The following is a 17,080-nucleotide window of genomic DNA, read 5'->3' as shown; positions in this document are numbered from 1 at the left end:
TTTCCGTTCAAGGCGGCCTGATGGGCGAAGCGCGAGTCAAGGAAGCCAGCGCACGGGACGCGGCATTCGCAAAGTCGAAGATGTGCATCTTCTGCGGCGGCGGCGTGGAGGCGGCGACCGTAGATCACTGCCCTCCGCGGTCAATCTTTTCGCACAGGAAATGGCCCGAGGGCTACGTCTTCCCCGCATGCAACGCTTGCAATTCGGGGAGCAAACTTGCCGAGAACTGGGTTGCATTCCTGTCGCGCATGCACTCTGCTGCGGGCGTGGTTGACGACGAACAGGCAGAGGTAGAGATGCGCAAGTTGGCAAAACCTCTGCTGAAACCCGAAGTGATAAAGGCAATGCAGTTGTCCGCCGCGAAGAAGCGTGCTCTGGCGCGCCACTTAGGCGTTGGCCCGAGCCCAGGCGAGACATTCGCCGACATGTCTCTCGTGGCGATCCCAGAAGAGGCCGCTGCTGCCATCCCCGTGTTCGCAAGGAAGATTGCAAAGGCGCTTCACTTTGAGCACACCGGGCAGATCGTTCCCAGCGATGCGGCGATAGAACATCGCTGGTTCACCAACTACAACCTGATCGAGGGCAAAGTGCCTGCGGAAGTCTTCTCGGTGCCCACAGGCATCGCCAATCTGCGCCGCGCGACCGTCGACCTCAGCAACCAGTTCAACTATCGATATGCGATCGCCGACGGTGGTGAGCTGAGCATCTTTACGATGATGTTCCGGTTCTCGTTCTGCCTTACCGTTCTTCTGACGCTCGACCCTACACTGATGGCTCGCGCGCTGGCCGAGGCGACTGAACGGGCAAGTGCACGGGCAGATGGATCGACGCCCTCCGGGGAATAGGTCGGAGAAGAAAGATCCTCTTCGCGCGCAACAAGCGCCGGCGCGCGATCGCGAAGACGGCGCCGCTGCTCAGGTGGCAGTCGAACTTGCCACCGCAATTGCAGGCGGTGCTCAGCGCTTGAAGAACAACCCGGCGATTGAAATAAGGGCCGCCAGACCCGAAAGGATCAACGAAAGGCGGTACTTCCAGCTCTCTTGCCTCTGCGTCGCCAGGACCGCAACGAGCAAGGGGAAGTGAACACAGTGAAATTTGTCGCCGACCTTCTTGGCAAAAAGATGCACTTGGCCACCGCCGTCCATCGCGTAGCTGTGGGTGTGGTCGAGGACGTAGTAGAGGCGTCCGTAAAGCAGTTCAGGGCTTGTATCGAGCCTCGAAGCCACGTCGTGGATGTCTATCTGCAGGTAGGGGTCATTCTCTGCCTTGCCGCCCCCAGGAGGCCGTCCGGGATAGGAGGCTCGGTACATGTCGAAGATGCGCTGCAGGATCTCGCGGTCAGTGTGAAATGACTTCCTCGACATCTTGTTCCCCCACCTTTCAACGCTCGCACTTGCAGGCGACAACGACTTTAGTCACGATGTATGGGGCCTTCTGCGGGCGAGGCCCTTGCGTTCAGCTACTTCGCGCATTTCCAAGTCGCTTGGAGCGCCGCAGCGATCGAAAAATCAGCGGATTTGTCCCAGGCTTCGGGATGCTTCTGCATGTAGTTGTAAACGACCTGCTTGACTTGCCCGACTGTGGCGCCGCTGGGCATGCAAAAAAGCACTCCATCTCCGAAGTCTGAAACCCCCACTATGTACCCTATTGCCGCACCTTGCTCGTAACTTGCCTGCCCCCGAAGGTCCTGCTCTAGCCACTGGAAAAGCTTCGAGCCAGACCAGAAGGATGCAAAAGCTGACTGGGCCGTAATAGACATGATCAATGCCATCGGCAACAGCGCAAATAATCGCTTGTTCATTTTCGAGCTCCTCGCCCGTTCAAGTGCGCCGTATTGCCAGGCTCGAGAAACGGCTTGCCGCCGGAATTCTTTCGAGACCTCGCGATTCCGGGCCTCGGCGTGAAATAGTGCTGCGCTCGCTGATGCCATCGCGGGTGATGGCTTCGCGGCCCGTGCTGATGCCGGTGTCGGCGAGTGCGCCTGGCGTAGTAGGGACGGCGGCTCCGCATGCCCGGATTTTCTGGCATGTCAGGCCATCGCTTTCTTCATCGCTTGTCGCCACACGTCGAAGCATTCGGCCACACCCTGATCGGATTTGAGTACTTCCGCAAAGGCGTCGACATCCCCCGAGCTGGCGAGGGCTCTGAGATTGCGCCTTCGCGTGTCTGCGTCATCAAGCGCAAGGCGAGCAATTGCGACCCGCCGCCAGTCTTCTGTAGACCCCATCTCTACCCTCATCGTTTGGGAGCCGCAGTATCGCGCGTTGTCGACGGCAAACGCTTCGCCCCGGAGAACACTACGAAAGCTTCGTAGTGACGAAGCACAGACGGCGCACGTAGCGCAAGTCAAGCAACCTGGGGTTTCCGATAATAAAGGCATTGCATTTATCCGCTTGTGTCGTGCGATAGTTGCATTACACTTATCGGATGACAAAGCGAGAACGTGAAGAATTGGCAAGAGGCCCAGGCAGGCCCGCGCTGCCACCCGCGGAAAAGGCTGTCACAAGTTCGCTGCGCTTGACGCCTGCTCGCTGGGAAAAGCTGCGTCGGCTGGGCATGCCTTGGCTCAACCGAGCGATCGACCGCGCGAAGGGGCCGAAGGAATGACCCAGGCTAAGAATGCTGCGGACGGCACGAACGCCGCGAATGCGCGTCGGGAGAAGCTGGCAGCTGCGCGTCTGGAACAGCGCGACGCTGTACTCGCTGAAATACCGGAGTTCAGCCGCATCGCGCAGGCGCTGCGCGAACTTGGCGAGTCCGCTCAGCACGAAGCGGTACGCCGCGAGATCCTGGCGCTCACTGAAACCATCCAACGCTCGCTCGATCTGCGTCAGCAGCAGGTCGACATGCTGGCCGGGCCGGGCATTTCGGAACTGCTTCTACCTTTTGGCGTGGCACATCGATTGCAGGAGGCTGACATCGTGACTGTGGAGCAGGTGCGCCGGGCGCTTGCAGACGGTGGCGCTCAACTGCGACGCCTGCCTGCGGTTGGCGAGGCCACGTGCGATGTCATCCGCGCGCACTTGGAAGCCCTCGATGCTGATAAGCCGCCGCCGGCAAAGATAGAGATCCGCAGCAAGAAGGTCACCTTGACCATGCGCGAGAAGGTACTGGCGGAAAAGATGGGCCTGTCGGCCGAACAAGCTGGCGAGTTACTGAAAAGTGAGCGCGCTGAGCGCAAAGGACCGGCACCAAAGGAATAACGCCGCGTCTCAGGGCGATCGTCAACTCGAAAGTGAGCTGACGATGCTGAGGCAATCAAGGCGCCGGCCAAGGTGGTGGTACACCGAGGCCGGCTAACCACAACGTGCAAACCAGCAAAGGAACCGCACATCATGGCTACCCAGAAGTCTACTCAACCCGCGCCAGCGTCGTCTGTGACGCAATCGACGAACCCGCAGCGCCAATTCCTAAGCCGCCCCTGCTCAGGCAAGATTCGCTCGAGGCTTTACCCCTTGACCCTGCGCAGGGATCTTGAGGCCGCCGCAGTGCAACTCGAGGCCGCCCTGGGCACCTCCGAGAGTTGCCAGCGGATGCTAGTGCACATGGCCTTTAGTCAGGTCAAGCAATTGAGCAGCGACTTGAGCTATTGCCCCATCAACGCCGCCAACAACGAGGAATTTCTCGATTGTTTTCCCGAGATCGTCGCATGCTTGCACGGGGCCATCGCGCTCGCCCGCGGAGGCGCCGTGGACACCCCGGCTCAGCTCTATCTCGGGTTGACCCGGCTTGGGCGAGCTCGAAAGGCACTGCGCACGCTCGTCGATCAGGTTACGGATCAATCTGGCCATGAGCACCGGATCGCAGCTGCGCTCAATCGGACGCGCGGTGCCGGACTTGCCTCCCTGTCCGCCGGCAACTCGATGCCATAGGGCTTGCGGTAGTAGGCCCGCCGGCGCTCCGAGATGTAGCCCGAACGTCTACGGCAGCACCGACCCGAACCCGAACGGCCCAGCCGGTGGCTTCGGCGCTGGCGGCGGCGCTGCTTTGGCTCGTGGTCCGACTTTGAGGCCTTCGATTAGCGTCTGAAGCGCCGCCAGCCCTGCGGCCATGGCCTCCTGACTCGGCCTCGGAATATACGAGGAGCGCGAATTGCCGCACCAGCCTGGCGACTACAAGGTGACGCCGGGCGATCGGTGGACCGTCACATCGCTCAAGACCGGAGAGACGGTCTACTCGGGCATCGGGCCGGTCGAGGTGGTCAGGTCGGCGGCGCCCTATTGAAGGCAGCTCGAACGTCAGAGGCGAGGTTGTTCAATCTCGGCCCGCACAGAGCCTGCGCCGCGCGACATGACGAAGCTGCTGATGCGCTTCGCCGAAGCGATCCCAAGTCGGTCCATCGGCGCAAGCAAAGTCGCGCTGCCGATGCAGACGGCCACGATTGAGAGGTTCAGCAGCAGCTTCTGCAGATCCGTAGGGGTCTCGATCCAACGGTAGGCGTTGTTGCCGTAGGCGAGCATCAGGGGCCGTGGACCAAGTAGAGCGGAAACGAGATCCGCCCAAAAAATCTGCTCACGCCACCAGACAGGAAGCCGGACAGCGGACGGCTGAATATGCCGCCCAACGTCAGAAGCAGGGCCACCGCAAAGTACGCCGCGTGATGCTCTTCGGCCTCCTTCGGCAAGAGACTGGCAGCGTAGATGCCGGGGATGATCAGCAACGCAGCGCTCCCCGATAGCTTGGCCACATGCTGCCCCCAGAACTCGGAGACGTGCACCTCTGCCAAAGCGAGCCCAACGACGAAAGCCGCGTAGATCGGATGAATCAGGTAGGCGACAACGGCCAGCGCAGCATAAACGTAGCCTCTGCGCTCAAGTCGCCCGGCGACGAACAGCGCGCCCAGTACCAGACACGAACCCCAGAGTTCAAATGGCATCGTCCATAGCGGGCCAATCAGCGTTGTCGCAGGGTTGAAGGCGAAGAACACATCGAAGACCGAGAACCGGATCACTTCCCATAGATTGGGTGCTGTGGGAAGGACACCCTGGAACTTTGGGAGACGCTGGTCAGCTGGAAGCACCATCCCCAAGGAGAAAAGCAGGTAGAGCAGCAATACGGCGCACAGGATCGGCACTGCCAAACGCACGTAGCGCCCGAGGGCAATCTTGGCAAGTGTTTGGCTATCGCGCCTGCGGCAGTAGGCGATCGCGAGTGAGAAGCCAGAAACGAGGAAGAACACCCAGACCGCCAGCACTCCGTTGAACATGAAAACGTGGCGAAGCGAGGCTGTAACTTCTGGATTGATCGGGAAGGCTTCCACGAACACATGAAACAGCAGGACGGCCGCCGCGCCCCAGCCGCGCAGCCCGTCGAGAAAATGCAGACGGTCGGCGGCAACGGTTTCTTTCATGGGTCGCCATTTTGCTCGGTCTGCGGGGCCCAAACGCGAAAAGGCCCCCGGCCGAAGCCGCGAGCTCCCCGAAGGCGCCCAGATGACGACTGGGCGAGTACGAACAGCGCTCGAGCGACATCATGCTACCGCCTCCGCTGGTTGCCGGTGTTGCCCACCGCCGGCTGGGGTTTAGGACAGCTCGATGCCCACGGCTCGAAGCGGCGCGAGGATCTTTTCCTGAGCATCGGGCAGATGCTTTCGAATGCCATCGTCGTAAGGCAACGTTGAGGCCACGCTCCTGATGCTGTCTGCATACCTCGCCAGCATGCTGGTGTGACCTGTCGGCGTGTTCGCACGCTGAGAGGCGGTAAGGAAGGTTCGAGCCAGCATGTCAGCAAGAGCGGCCGTTGCTCTCATGCCTGCGGTCGCGGCATCGACTGCATCGGATGCCTCGCGGTGTCGAGCAGTGCTCAGTAGATTGGCCGCCTGCAGGTAGCTGGCCAATGCATCGTTGAACGCCTCGCTGAGGGTCGCGTGCTGCGCCTGCAGCGGCGCCATCGCTTCATCGATAAGGCGCACCGCGGCCGCGGACGCAATGCCCGCGGCGGAGATGGCATCCAAGCGCCCGCGTGCAGCCTTCATCGCTTCGTCCGCCACGGCGGTGTTGGGTTTGCGCTGCTCGATCAACGCTTGACCGAGCTCGTTCTCGCGCATCCGTTGGGCTTCCGCAAGGTCGTCATTGGCTTGCACATGTTGGTCGCTCGCCTCTGCCAGAGTGGCACGCCTGGTCGAGAGCTCGTCGATCTCTGCTCCCTTCTGCCGGTAGGTTTCATGGGCGGCCTTGACTGCGGCGAGCAGATCGACGCAATTGGCTTCGAGCGCTTTGATGTTGGTGATCATTTTGGATTCCTATGGGTCGATTAATGACTGCCCTTGCGGGCCTTTTCTCCTGCAGCCAGGATTGCTTGCGCAACGCCGCGCGGCGTCGCAGGGTCAGGCCCGGGCATGCCATCGCCCGGGCCTACGTTTGGCGTTGAAATCTCTTCCATGCGCTGCGCCAGGCGGCCGCGTGCTGGGCGATCCAGCACCGCGGCGTCCAGCAGCGCTATTGCCTGCGTGCACCGCAGCTCGGTTTCGAAGGTGAGGCGATAGGCCTCAGTGGCGAGCCCTATCTGCAATCCGTGCCGGAAGATTGCGCCGCAGCGCGCACGCTCTTTGGCGACTGCGAGCGCACCGAGTTCGGTGCGTGTTGGGACCGGTGGGTGCGTCGTTGACGATCGCGAAGCTGCTTGCGATCCATCTGTGATCGGATGGCGCTTCGAATCAGCTGCTCGATGTGCGTGGGGCCTTATGTGCTTCGGGACGGCTACAAGCCCCGAAGTCTTCGCACCTCTGTCGGGCAGGCCAAGGAAATGTGCGAATCTCAGAGCGCCGGCTACAAGTCGATTCGGTGGCTTCGCGTGCGTGGAGGCGCTGGCGGAGGCGCTTTTCATTTTTAAGCTTCCTGGTGAAGTCAGACGGATAGTCATACAGGGGTGCCCGTGTTGGAGCCCACGGCCGTGACAGGATGGACGTGGCTCTTGTCGATCACGTGGCCGTCGTGCGAGATCGCGCCGCCGGTGTAGGTAACGGTCATGTTGTTGAAGCTCATGGTTCCACCGCCGCCGCTACCCCATTTGGCAGCGCCGCCGGCCACCATTGCGAAGTTCAGTGTGGTGAACAGCGCGTCAACGGTGTGATTCCCCGTCGAATGCACCAGAGGTGCATCGAGCGTGATGCTCGTGTCCGCCTTCAGCGTGATCGTCGGCGTGTTGTGCACGAGGATCGGCAGCCCGGCGCCGTTGACCTCGATGCCGGTGCGCTTGAGCCATACCGACTGGCCCTGATCGTCATAGATCGCGACCTCGCCGGGCTTGAGGTTCTTCAGCCGGTGGTTCTGGTCGTTGGTCGCGATGATCACGCCGTTCGAGCGGTCGCCGCCGATGAAGACCACGACGCCGTGGCAGCCTGGCAATGGCATCGACGTGAAGCCATACTCGGCGACCCGGATGGTGTCGTCGCGGATCTCAGCGGCGCTCAGTAGCACCTGCTGCCGCTGCACCATGCCGGAGTCGTCGCCGGTCGTGATGCGCCCGCGGCCCACCACGAGCAGCATGCGCCGCCAGAGCTTTTCGATGGCCGATATTTCAGCACTCATCTGCGCACCTCGTTGCCCCATGGATCGCCGATACCAGGATTGGCCGGGATGTCGTTGAACGTCGGCAATTGAAGAATTGGGATCGGCAGAAACGCCTCAGGCCGCATGATCGTCAGCGCAGCCGTGGTGCCGTCCGCATCGCGCCGATAGGTCACCTGCGTGACGAGCCACACCAGCTTGTTGTCCTCGTCGCCGCACTTCAGGGTAGGCAGCGACAGCGGCACCAGCGTGTTCGGCGTCCACAGCACGCCTGCCTGGTCGCGCCAGCTGTCGGTGACGAGGTTGAGCTGCTGCGAGCGCCCGATGCGGCGGTTTGCTTCCCATGTCGCTCGCTTCTGGGCGAAATCTCGGCCACCCGTGGGCGACTCCGAAATGATGTCGCGCGATCGATGCCTCGGCACGCCTTCGTCGGTTGCCATGGCCTGCAGGTTGCCGCCTTCGCCGACATCATTCATGACCTCGAGGCTTTGCTGGAAGCAAAGGTACACCGAGTACCGTTGATCCATCGACGTCGCCATGCTCGCGCTCTGGACGTTGACGCCTTCCGTGAAGCCGCTGGCGGCCACTACTTGCGCGGCCTGCGAAAGGATCAGGCTTCCGTCGGGCTGGTCGTATGCGAGCAGCGCGCCGTAGCGACACACGCGCTCGATGATCTCGAATGCGGTCTCGCCGTGCATCAGGTTGAACAGCTGGACGATCTCGCCCTTGCTGCCCGGCGCGCTCACGGTGATGGCATAGGGTTGCGCGAGCTTCTGGGCGATCCCGAGAGCATCGGAACCAGCGATCTGCATGCCCGGCCACTCGGCCGAGCAGTCGACCAGGTCCGCGCACTTGCTTCGACCGATCACCGTGACGGTGTGCTGATACGGCGCGAGCGCATAGTGAACACGATCGATCGCCCCGGTCAGCACCAGATCGGGCCCGAGGAGCACAGTACAGGCGTCGCCCGGCTGCACCACGAACGCGTCGGCTTCGCCCGGATAGCGCTCTGTCAGCGAGATCTCGAAATCGGACGGACAGTGCTCGATTCCACGGGTGACGCGGACAGTTGACCACCCGCTGAGTTGTCGACCGCCGACAGAAAGGGTAAGTTCGTCAGTCATTTGATTCCTTCTTGGGTTGACCGCGCTCCGGGCTGAAGCGCGTGTTTGGATGCCGGGCCATGACCGGCGGAGTGGCCGGGACGAGTGCGACGTACCTCATGCACCGCCTCGTTTGAAGTGGTCAAGCAAGTCGGTGCGCATGTGCAGCGGCGTCCTCAGGCATTCGGTCCGCATCTGTCTCCGGGCATCCTCGCTGTCGCCGAACTGATCGCAGACGCGCAGGGCGGCCTCGATCAGTTCGGCCGCGGTGTGTTCGGCGTCGCGAAGGAACTTGATCAACTCCGGTTTGTGGGCCACCAGCAATTCGCGCAGAGGTGGCGTCAACCGATCGGCAGGCTTCAGCACCAGCTCGGCGCCGTCGGCCCTGACCGTCATTCCGGCCGCGTAGATCGCGCGGCAGATCTCGACGGGGCTCACAGCCGGGCCTCCACAGTCGCGCTTTCGCAATCTGCCTGCGAAGTAAGCGAAGAATCAGGGCTGGCGCGGGTTTCCGCTTGATTTTTCGATCCGCGCGACCCGCGAAGTTGCGAAGTATCTATGCCTTCCCGCGGCCATATTTCGCCAACTTCGCTTTCTTTGCGAACATCAAAATCGGTCGCAAAGCCGCGTGGTTGCTCATTCTTCGCCACTTTCGCATTCTTAGCGCCGATCATTCGATAAACCTTGGACGAACGGCCTTGCGTCGGGATCGTCTCGACTTCGATCACGGGTGGAGTAGCTACAAGAAGCTCCTCAAGCGCAGCGTCGATCTTGTCCTTGTTGAGGTGTCCGCCGAAACATTCAGTCGTGATCGCGCTGCGCGTCGCTGTACCCCTCTCGCTGAGGAACCTTACGATGCGGTCCGCCGTGGCGCTGATCTCGGCGGCGGTCTCCTCATCCATGGCCGTCGCGAAGACGAACTTCACGGAATCGGACCAGTACCGAACCCAGGCGAGCGCGGCCTCGATGTGCTGCACATCGACTTCCTGGCTGATATCGCAGATCGCAAAGAGCATGGCCAGGCGAAGCAGCGTCGGGGCACGCCGCTCGAGCAGCGCGCTCACCAATTCGCCCGCACTCTGGTCGTTCAATTCCCCGAGGTACAGCTTGGCGTACAGCTTTTGCGCGGCGGGCGTGAGCACGGCTCGATGCGCATCGGTGTCCACCGGTCGGTCGGCGCCAACCGCCTTCAGCACCGTGATGATCTGCTCGGCGAATTCGTCGATCTTGTTCTGGGGCGTGGCCTGCGGAAACGGCAGGACGCGGTTGCGCTCGGCCCACACCAGCAGGAAGCGGTTGGCAAAGCCGTTGGTCAGCTCGCGAGCTGCGAGCATGGTGCGCATCTCGCCCGGGGTCACGGCACAGGACATCGTGACGTGCGGATCAGTCGCCCACACACGGTTTCCCTTGGTAGCGGGCCGGATCGAGACGCCATCCCAGCAGTCGCGCAGCGCGGCCGACAACGTATTGCCCTCGCGCTTTGTCTGGCTCAGGACGTTGGCGAACTCTGATTCGACGACCCAAAGGCGCTTGTCGTGCACGGCCTCGACCTCGGTCTTGCCTTCGCTGAAGCCGTCATGGATCAGGTAGGCAAGGCCTTCACGAGAGGACAGGCCGCCTCGGTGCACCTGCGGCGGGAGGTGTTCATTGCGCTGACGAATCGCTTTGTCGATGCGGTGAACGATGCTGACGGCATCACCCTTGCGGCCGCGGCCGGTGCGCCCGACATGGATCACGAACAGACGAGCGTGGTGCCAGGTGTTGCCCACCGGCAGGTATGTGCCCCGGCCCACCGCGGCGCTCATGTAGGCAATCATGTTGGCCGCCACCGCGAAGGGGTTGGCCTCCGTGGTCTCTGCCGCTGTCCGAGCGATCTCACCTATCAGGCCGTGAAGACATGCGGGCTCGGGCCGAGGTGCATTGCGATGGAGGTCGACGTGGTCATCGTCGGCATCGGAGACGGGCTGCGCTGCGTCGACAGCCTTCTTGATCACGTTCATCCCTGCATCTCCACCGCGCCGGCGAGTCGGTGCAAATCGTTGAAGTCAGTGTCATGGTCACCGCGCGGCAGGCCTTGGAAGTTCGGCACAGCAAGGAGGCCGCCGACAGCGCGAGCGGCCTCAGTCGCGGCGGCCAGGCCAGGATTGCCCTCGGTTTTCCAATCGTCGTCCCCGGCGAGCACAAGGGTGATGCACGGGAACTTCGAGCGCAGCGCCTTTGCGACCGGCAGCATGTTGCCGCTGTTGAACGCGATCGCCACGGCATGGCCGGTGTCTTCATGGATCGTGGCGCCGGTGGCATACCCCTCGCACACCACCAGCCGACCCGCGGGCTTGCCGATGGCGTGGTAGCAGCCCTTCACGCGGCCGCTGGGCATGAAGCGCTTCGATCCATCCGGTGCGATGCTCTGCAGGCTGTGCATGCGACCGTCGCCGTCACGCATTGGAATCAGCAGCGTGTGGCCGGCCTCGAGGCGGATGCCGTGGGCCTGGACGGCTTTGGAGCTCAGGTAGGGATGCTGGGCCGCCGGGACAGCAGCGGTCCATCGGATGGCAGCTGCTGCGGCCGCCTCGGCCTGGCGCTGGCGTTGCTCGGCATCGTGTTGCCGGCGCAGGGCATCCATGCGCCGCGAAAACGCCTTGCGCTCGGCTGGGGTCAGCTCGCGCCCATGCTGTCTGGTCTCAACAAGGCCGCAGCGAAAGCAGTGGGCCACCCCGTGGTCGTCGGCCGCGATGGTGACGCCCATCGTCTTGTCATTGGGCTTGCGCCCGCAGGCCGGGCACAAGACGCGATGGTCGCCGATGGAAAGGTCGGTCCAGACGATCATGCGGCCCCACCGATCTGCCGGAGGAATTCCTCGACGTCATGGAAATGGGTAAAGCTCCGGGCCTGGCCCCAGCGGCTGACAGTGCAGATCACGCGGCCGTCGCGGTTGCGCGCCACAGTCATCTCGTGCCCGGCCAAGGCAAACTTGGCTTTGAGCGTGGCCACCGTCTTGCTGTCCGCGCCGACGTGGCCGACAATCAAAACCTCTTCAGTGGTTTCCCCTGCGAATTGCCCGCCTGCCAGTGGGCTTTCGCGCTTCTGGGGCCCCGTCATTGCGCCATCTCTCCCTGCTTGTCCCGCCAAGCAATCAGCTCGTCGAGGCGGAAGACGGTGACACGAGGCCCGATCTTCACGGGGCGCGGAAAGTCGGGTCGCTCTTTCACCCACCGCCAGAGCGTCGTGTTCCCGATATTGCCGAGGAGTGCCCGAGCTTGGGGCGGCCGGACGGAGCGGGTTTCGATCTTGTCCATGTAGCTCTCCATGTAGTTCCGCGGTGCCTAAAGCGGCTGCGGCATGGAGAGGGACTGTCGTCCTGCAAAAACTACTGAACCAACCCTTCACTAGCGTCCTGAACCGAGTTCAGTCGCATTTGATTTTCTTTCCTCAGCTGTTTCCGAATATGGTCCGCAGAGCACCCATATCTCTTCGCAAGGATGCTGGCCACGTCCCTGCTGCCTTTGCCCTCTTCGACCAGCTTTTGACGTTCCTGGCGAAGCCTCTCAGGTGCTGGAACCTTGGAACTGGCTCGGCGTTTGACCGCGCTGGCCAAGCCACCAACTCGAGCGCTTCGGATCATTTTCTCGTAGGTAGCAGCCTTGAGCGGGCCGCCATCGATCCAGTCAATCAGGGTAGTTGCAGCGCGCGAGATAAAAGTAGCGACTTGGTGTCCAGGCTGCGCGTGCCGCAGCGCAAACTCAAGATCGATCATGATGAAGAAGTACTGCATCGCAGCGCGCTGCTTGGCATCCCACCTTGGCGCCTCGGCAAGTTCCTCATCTGACACGAGTTCCAAGGCTGCGATGCGGCTTTCGAGGGATTCGCGCAGCGTCGGAAATACCCGCCGCAGCTCCGCACGTGCGCGCTTGACCAATTTTCTGATCTCCCCACGATAGCTCTCCTCGTCATCGCCGAGCGTCAGGATTGGATGTTCGAAACCGTAGTAGCGCTCTTCACGACGGGGCAACACATCAAACTCTGGAATCTTGAGCCAGTTGTCTGGGTCCGCTTCGTTGATTTCCCAAGCGGCAAATTGAGCCTTGGTTAGCTTCATCGAGCAGCGCGCTGCAGCGGTAAGACTTTTGCCTTGTGCGGGCGCGATTCACAGAAATCCGCCCACGCCTGCATCATTTGGAGCCGCTTGGCGAGCATGTCGCCTCGTCGATAGGCTGCCTCAACCTTGCTTTCGATCGTGTGCGCGAGCGCCATCTCGGCGAGCTCGCGCGGAAAGTTCGTGCGCTCTGATGCCCAGTCACGGAACGTCGAGCGGAACCCGTGCGGTACGGCGTCGACGCCCATGCGGCGCATCACGGCGCTCAGCGTCATATCGCTCAGGACCTGGCCCTTCACGCCCCAAAAGACCACGTCTGAGCCTTCAAAGCGAGGGGTCGATTCAAGCAGCTTGATCGCTTGCTTGGAAAGTGGCACCCGATGTTCGCGGTGCCCTTTCATCCGCTCAGCCGGAACCGTCCAGAGCTTGGCCTTCAGGTTGAACTCGCTCCACAGCGCGCCACGGACCTCGCCTGACCGCGCTGCCGTGAATATGGCGAACTCGAGTGCGCGGGCACCCATTCCCGGAGCGGCACGCACCGCGGATATGAATCCCGAGACGGCATCCACCGCCACGGCGGGATGGTGTTCAACCTTCGATACCTTGGACGGCTTGGGCAGCAGCTGCTCAAGGTGGCCTTTCCATCGTGCCGGGTTGTCACCCTGCCTGTACCCTCGCACGGTCGCCCAATCGAGCACAGCTTCAATGCGACCACGCACACGAGTCGCCGTCTCGGTCTTCTCCTTCCAGATCGGCCGTAGGACTTCCAAGACGTGGGTCATGGTGATGTCGCGCACCAAGAGTTCGCCCAGCTTGGGATCGGCGTAGGTCTTCAGCGTGTTCGTCCACTGCTGACGGTGCTTTGGGTTGCGCCACTCTTCGCCCTTGTCCTCGATGAATGCCTTGTAGCACTGGGTGAAGGTCTTGGCAGTAGCGTTCTCGGCCATGAGCAGCGCCCTCGCCTGCTTGCGCTGCTCCACGGGATCGATGCCCTGCATGACCTGCTCCCGCGCCCGACGGGCCGCTTCCTTGGCCCCAGCAAGGGTGACATCAGGGTAACCGCCGAGCCCAATGTCCTTGCGCCGGCCGCCCACCAGGACGCGAAGCATCCAAGATCTTGCGCCGCCTACCTTGATGAACAGGTGCAGGCCAGCCACACCGCCGACGGCATGCCGCCCCGGATCCTTCAACCGACCAACCTGCAGTGCGCCGAGCTCTACCGCCTTCTTGGGCATCCCCACTCCATGTACATCTGTTCCCACAATGTATGCGGAATTAATCGGAACTACAAGGATCGACGTGGAACCGAGAATATGGGCTCTTCCCTGCTAGTCTCTGCAAATCTGGCATACCGCGGGACAACTCGGGCCATCTTTTTGCGGACGCCTGCTCCGCCAGACATGGTTGCGCCGTCCACCGCAGCCCACCCTCGCCTTCTCAAAAGCCCCTGTCCACGGGGCTTTTTCACGTGCGGCTTCCGTGACAGGATGTCCACCCTCTTGATGCGCGACCCGGGCCGGTCCAGTCCTGTGGTGTAAATTGCGCGCCGGGAGGAGAACACATGTCCAAACTGGCAAGAATGCTGGGCGCCGTGCTGGCGCTCATGGTGGTGGCACAGATCACGGTCGCACAGACGATCAAGGAAGTCAGGCAGCTCGAAGGCATCACCGAATACGCGCTGCCCAACGGCTTCAGCCTGCTGCTGGTGTCGGATGCATCCAAGCCGACGACCACGGTCAACCTGACCTACCGCGTGGGCAGCGGCCATGAAGGCTATGGCGAAACGGGGGCTGCGCACCTGCTCGAACACATGCTGTTCAAGGCCAGCGCCACCGTCGCCGACCCCAAGCTCGAGATGACGCGCCGCGGCGCGCGCTGGAATGGCACCACCCGGGTGGACCGCACCAACTACTTCGCCAGCTTCAACACCGACCCCGAGACGCTCGACTGGATGATCGGCTGGCTCGCCGAGGCGATGACGCAAGCGAAGATCCAGAAGAGCGATCTCGACAGCGAGATGACGGTCGTGCGCAACGAACTCGAACGCGCGGAGAACGTGCCCGCTGTCGTGCTCGGCTCGCGCATGGTCTCGGCGGCCTACGACTGGCACGGCTACGGCCATCACACACTGGGCGCGCGCTCCGATGTCGAAAACATCTCCATCGAACGGTTGCGAGCCTTCTACGTGCGCAACTACCGTCCCGACAACGCGGTGCTGGTGGTGGGCGGAAGCTTCGATACCGCAGCGGTGCTGGCCAAGGTCGAGAAGGCTTTCGGGCCCATCGCCCGGCCCGCGACACCGATCGAGCCGGCCTACACCGTCGAGCCGGCGCAGGACGGCGAGCGCAGCGTCACCGTGCGCCGCGCAGGCGGCAGCACCAGCGTGGCCGTGATGTACCACGTGATGCCGGCCACCTCACGCGAGTTCGCGGCCGTGGCCGTGCTGGCGCAAATGCTGAAGCTGGACAACGGGCCGCTCGGCGAAGCGCTGACGCGGCGCGGTACCGGCGTCGCGCAATGGGCCTACACGCTCAACGCGCGCGAGCCGGGATATCTCATGGCCGGCCTCACGCTGGCCGACAACGCGGACGAAGCCGGCGCGGCGCAGGCCGCCCAGGCGCTCGTGCGCACGATGGAAACGCTGCAAGTCGCCGACGCGCAGGTTCAACAGGCGCGCACCCTGGCGCTGAAGTACATCAACGATGCCCAGCGCGATCCCGAAGCTCTGAGTCTCGGCCTGAGCGAGTCGATTGCGTGCGGCGATTGGCGCCTGTGGTTCGCGATGCGCGACTGGATCGAAGGCGTGACGCCGGCCGATGTGCGGCGCGTGGCGGCCAACTACTTCCTGGCTTCGAACCGCACACTCGGCAGCTACCTGCCCGCGAAGGCGCTGCCGCTGCGGGCCCCGCTGCCGCCGCCGGTGGACGTGGCCGCGGAACTGGCCGACTACAAGGGCAAGGCCGTGGTGGCCACTGCGGTCGACTTCGAACTGACACCCGAGAACATCGAAGCGCATACCGTTTACCGGCGCCTGACCGTGAAGGGCGAACCCGGACTGCGCCTGGCGATCTTGCCGCGCCCCACCAAAGGCGATCGCGTCAGCGGCACGCTGCGGCTGCATTGGGGCACGGCCGAAACCATGAACGGCCAGGCCGTGCTGGCCGGCATGGTCGGCCCGATGCTGATGCAGGGAACTCGCCAACGCAGCGAAGACGATATTGCCAAGGCCCTGCTGGCGCTCGACGCCCGTCTGAGTATTGCCTCGGGTGCGGGGGGACTCACGGCCAACTTCGAACTGCCGGCCGGCAACATGCGTGAATTCGATGCCTTGCTGTCCGAACTTCTGCACGAGCCCAGCTTCGGCGAAATCCCCTTCGAACGCCGGCACAAGGCCATGCTCGCCATCATGCAGAACGTCCGGTCCGACCCGGCCGTGGTGGCCGACAATGCCTTGCAGCTCGTCTTTGCCGCACCCGCGAGGGACCAGGCCGGCCGCGACGCGGGCCGCTACGCCATCGGAGACCCGCGCACCGCGCGCACGCAGGAGCAATCCGAAGCGCTCGCACGAGGCATCACCGCTGCCCAGTTGCGCAGCTTCTGGGTACGTTTCGCGAGCGCCGCCCATGGCGAGCTGGCACTCGTCGGCCCGGTGCAGCCTGACGAGTTGGCTGCGCAGTGGCAAAGGGAATTCGGCGAATGGGAAGCGCCCGAGCCGCGCCGGCCCTGGTTCTTCGAATGGCCGACGGACCTCGATCGCATCCCGCCCTTGCCACCGCTGCAGGTGCCGGACAAGGCCAATGCCGCCTACGTGGCGCGCATCCCCTTGGCCATGGACTCCGACGATGCGGACTTTCCAGCGCTCTATGCCGGCATTCAAATGCTCGGCGGACGGCCAGGGACGGCGCTTTGGAAGCGGGTTCGTGAAGAAGAAGGCTTGAGCTACGGCGTCAGCTCTTCCTTGTTCGTGCCAGCACACAGCAGTCTGCAGCCCGAGGGCCGTGCAGCGTCGATCAGCCTCTCCGCGAGCTTTGCGCCGCAGAATCGCGAGAAGCTGCAGGTTGTTGTTCGCGACGAAATCTCGAGGCGTTCGGCTCACGGCTTCAGCGGCATCGAGGTGAGCTTCGCACGGCGTGCGATCCTGAGCGCGCGGGCCAATGCGCTGGCGCAACCGGCGAATCTGGCTGGGATCCTCGCGAACAACCTGCGCTATGGCCGCGATATGACACGCTATGCGCAACTCAACGCAGCCTATGACAAGCTCGACGCCGACACAGTGAATGCCGCGCTCAGGAAGTATCTCCGGGTGGAGCGCATGGTGGAGATCACTGCCGGCACTTTCCCGCGGGAGCGCGAGGGCGCCGGCAGCAACTAGCGCG

19 protein-coding genes are annotated in these 17,080 nt (G+C 62.9%); 5 read left to right on the top strand and 14 right to left on the bottom strand.

All coding sequences use genetic code 11. The features are described from left to right. Positions 1-20: 20 nt before the first annotated feature. On the top strand, positions 21-845 hold the full coding sequence (locus WDLP6_RS13115) for a hypothetical protein (protein ID WP_162592685.1): 825 nt from the start codon (positions 21-23) through the stop codon (positions 843-845). Between the two features lie 111 nt (positions 846-956). Here WDLP6_RS13115 and WDLP6_RS13110 read toward each other — a convergent pair whose 3' ends face one another. Together WDLP6_RS13110 and WDLP6_RS13105 are read right to left on the bottom strand one after the other, a co-directional pair. Continuing rightward, positions 957-1,364: a hypothetical protein gene (locus WDLP6_RS13110; protein ID WP_162592684.1), complete on the bottom strand. Its 408-nt coding sequence runs from the start codon at positions 1,362-1,364 to the stop codon at positions 957-959. 95 nt (positions 1,365-1,459) lie between these two features. Beyond that, positions 1,460-1,801, bottom strand: coding sequence for a Rap1a/Tai family immunity protein (locus tag WDLP6_RS13105; RefSeq protein ID WP_162592683.1), 342 nt, complete (start codon positions 1,799-1,801; stop codon positions 1,460-1,462). Positions 1,802-2,603: 802 nt separating this feature from the next. Between WDLP6_RS13105 and WDLP6_RS13100 the strand changes: the two genes are divergently transcribed. The 3 genes from WDLP6_RS13100 (at position 2,604) to WDLP6_RS35360 (ending at position 4,224) form a co-directional block, all read left to right on the top strand. Continuing rightward, positions 2,604-3,203, top strand: coding sequence for a hypothetical protein (locus tag WDLP6_RS13100; RefSeq protein WP_162592682.1), 600 nt, complete (start codon positions 2,604-2,606; stop codon positions 3,201-3,203). A gap of 132 nt (positions 3,204-3,335) precedes the next feature. Next, positions 3,336-3,872, top strand: coding sequence for a hypothetical protein (locus tag WDLP6_RS13095; protein ID WP_232077052.1), 537 nt, complete (start codon positions 3,336-3,338; stop codon positions 3,870-3,872). Positions 3,873-4,092: 220 nt separating this feature from the next. Further along, a complete protein-coding gene (locus WDLP6_RS35360; RefSeq protein ID WP_269475570.1) occupies positions 4,093-4,224 on the top strand; it encodes a hypothetical protein in 132 nt (43 codons plus the stop codon). 14 nt (positions 4,225-4,238) lie between these two features. Here the strand turns inward: WDLP6_RS35360 and WDLP6_RS13090 are convergent, their stop codons facing one another. From WDLP6_RS13090 to WDLP6_RS13035, 12 genes are all read right to left on the bottom strand, one after another. Next, positions 4,239-4,460: a hypothetical protein gene (locus WDLP6_RS13090; protein WP_162592680.1), complete on the bottom strand. Its 222-nt coding sequence runs from the start codon at positions 4,458-4,460 to the stop codon at positions 4,239-4,241. After that, a complete protein-coding gene (locus tag WDLP6_RS13085; protein WP_162592679.1) occupies positions 4,460-5,350 on the bottom strand; it encodes an acyltransferase family protein in 891 nt (296 codons plus the stop codon). The genes WDLP6_RS13090 and WDLP6_RS13085 overlap by 1 nt, the downstream gene beginning before the upstream one ends. Positions 5,351-5,521: 171 nt before the next feature. Beyond that, positions 5,522-6,232: a hypothetical protein gene (locus WDLP6_RS13080; RefSeq protein ID WP_162592678.1), complete on the bottom strand. Its 711-nt coding sequence runs from the start codon at positions 6,230-6,232 to the stop codon at positions 5,522-5,524. A 625-nt stretch (positions 6,233-6,857) separates the two neighbouring features. After that, entirely contained in the window at positions 6,858-7,529 is a 672-nt protein-coding gene (locus WDLP6_RS13075; protein WP_162592677.1) for a phage baseplate assembly protein V, read from the bottom strand. Continuing rightward, positions 7,526-8,632: a phage baseplate assembly protein gene (locus WDLP6_RS13070; RefSeq protein ID WP_232077051.1), complete on the bottom strand. Its 1,107-nt coding sequence runs from the start codon at positions 8,630-8,632 to the stop codon at positions 7,526-7,528. The genes WDLP6_RS13075 and WDLP6_RS13070 overlap by 4 nt, the downstream gene beginning before the upstream one ends. Positions 8,633-8,728: 96 nt before the next feature. Further along, positions 8,729-9,049 (bottom strand): hypothetical protein, encoded by a 321-nt coding sequence (locus WDLP6_RS13065; RefSeq protein ID WP_232077050.1) that lies wholly within the window; start codon positions 9,047-9,049, stop codon positions 8,729-8,731. Beyond that, positions 9,046-10,611, bottom strand: a complete 1,566-nt coding sequence (locus tag WDLP6_RS13060) for a DUF3987 domain-containing protein (RefSeq protein WP_162592676.1) — start codon at positions 10,609-10,611, stop codon at positions 9,046-9,048. The genes WDLP6_RS13065 and WDLP6_RS13060 overlap by 4 nt, the downstream gene beginning before the upstream one ends. Continuing rightward, positions 10,608-11,438, bottom strand: coding sequence for a toprim domain-containing protein (locus tag WDLP6_RS13055; protein ID WP_162592675.1), 831 nt, complete (start codon positions 11,436-11,438; stop codon positions 10,608-10,610). The genes WDLP6_RS13060 and WDLP6_RS13055 overlap by 4 nt, the downstream gene beginning before the upstream one ends. Next, positions 11,435-11,710: a hypothetical protein gene (locus WDLP6_RS13050; RefSeq protein ID WP_162592674.1), complete on the bottom strand. Its 276-nt coding sequence runs from the start codon at positions 11,708-11,710 to the stop codon at positions 11,435-11,437. The genes WDLP6_RS13055 and WDLP6_RS13050 overlap by 4 nt, the downstream gene beginning before the upstream one ends. After that, complete coding sequence (locus tag WDLP6_RS13045) at positions 11,707-11,907, bottom strand: helix-turn-helix transcriptional regulator (protein ID WP_162592673.1); 201 nt, start codon at positions 11,905-11,907, stop codon at positions 11,707-11,709. Before WDLP6_RS13045 ends, WDLP6_RS13050 begins: the two co-directional genes overlap by 4 nt. 71 nt (positions 11,908-11,978) lie before the next feature. After that, positions 11,979-12,707: a hypothetical protein gene (locus tag WDLP6_RS13040; RefSeq protein WP_162592672.1), complete on the bottom strand. Its 729-nt coding sequence runs from the start codon at positions 12,705-12,707 to the stop codon at positions 11,979-11,981. Further along, on the bottom strand, positions 12,704-13,939 hold the full coding sequence (locus WDLP6_RS13035) for a tyrosine-type recombinase/integrase (protein WP_162592671.1): 1,236 nt from the start codon (positions 13,937-13,939) through the stop codon (positions 12,704-12,706). The genes WDLP6_RS13040 and WDLP6_RS13035 overlap by 4 nt, the downstream gene beginning before the upstream one ends. 326 nt (positions 13,940-14,265) lie before the next feature. Between WDLP6_RS13035 and WDLP6_RS13030 the strand changes: the two genes are divergently transcribed. Further along, positions 14,266-17,076: a M16 family metallopeptidase gene (locus WDLP6_RS13030; protein WP_162592670.1), complete on the top strand. Its 2,811-nt coding sequence runs from the start codon at positions 14,266-14,268 to the stop codon at positions 17,074-17,076. Positions 17,077-17,080 lie beyond the last annotated feature (4 nt).

The organism is Variovorax sp. PBL-E5 (assembly GCF_901827185.1).
In the GTDB taxonomy this organism is placed as follows: Bacteria; Pseudomonadota; Gammaproteobacteria; order Burkholderiales; family Burkholderiaceae_C; genus Variovorax.
This window is presented reverse-complemented; position numbering and strand designations above follow the sequence as displayed.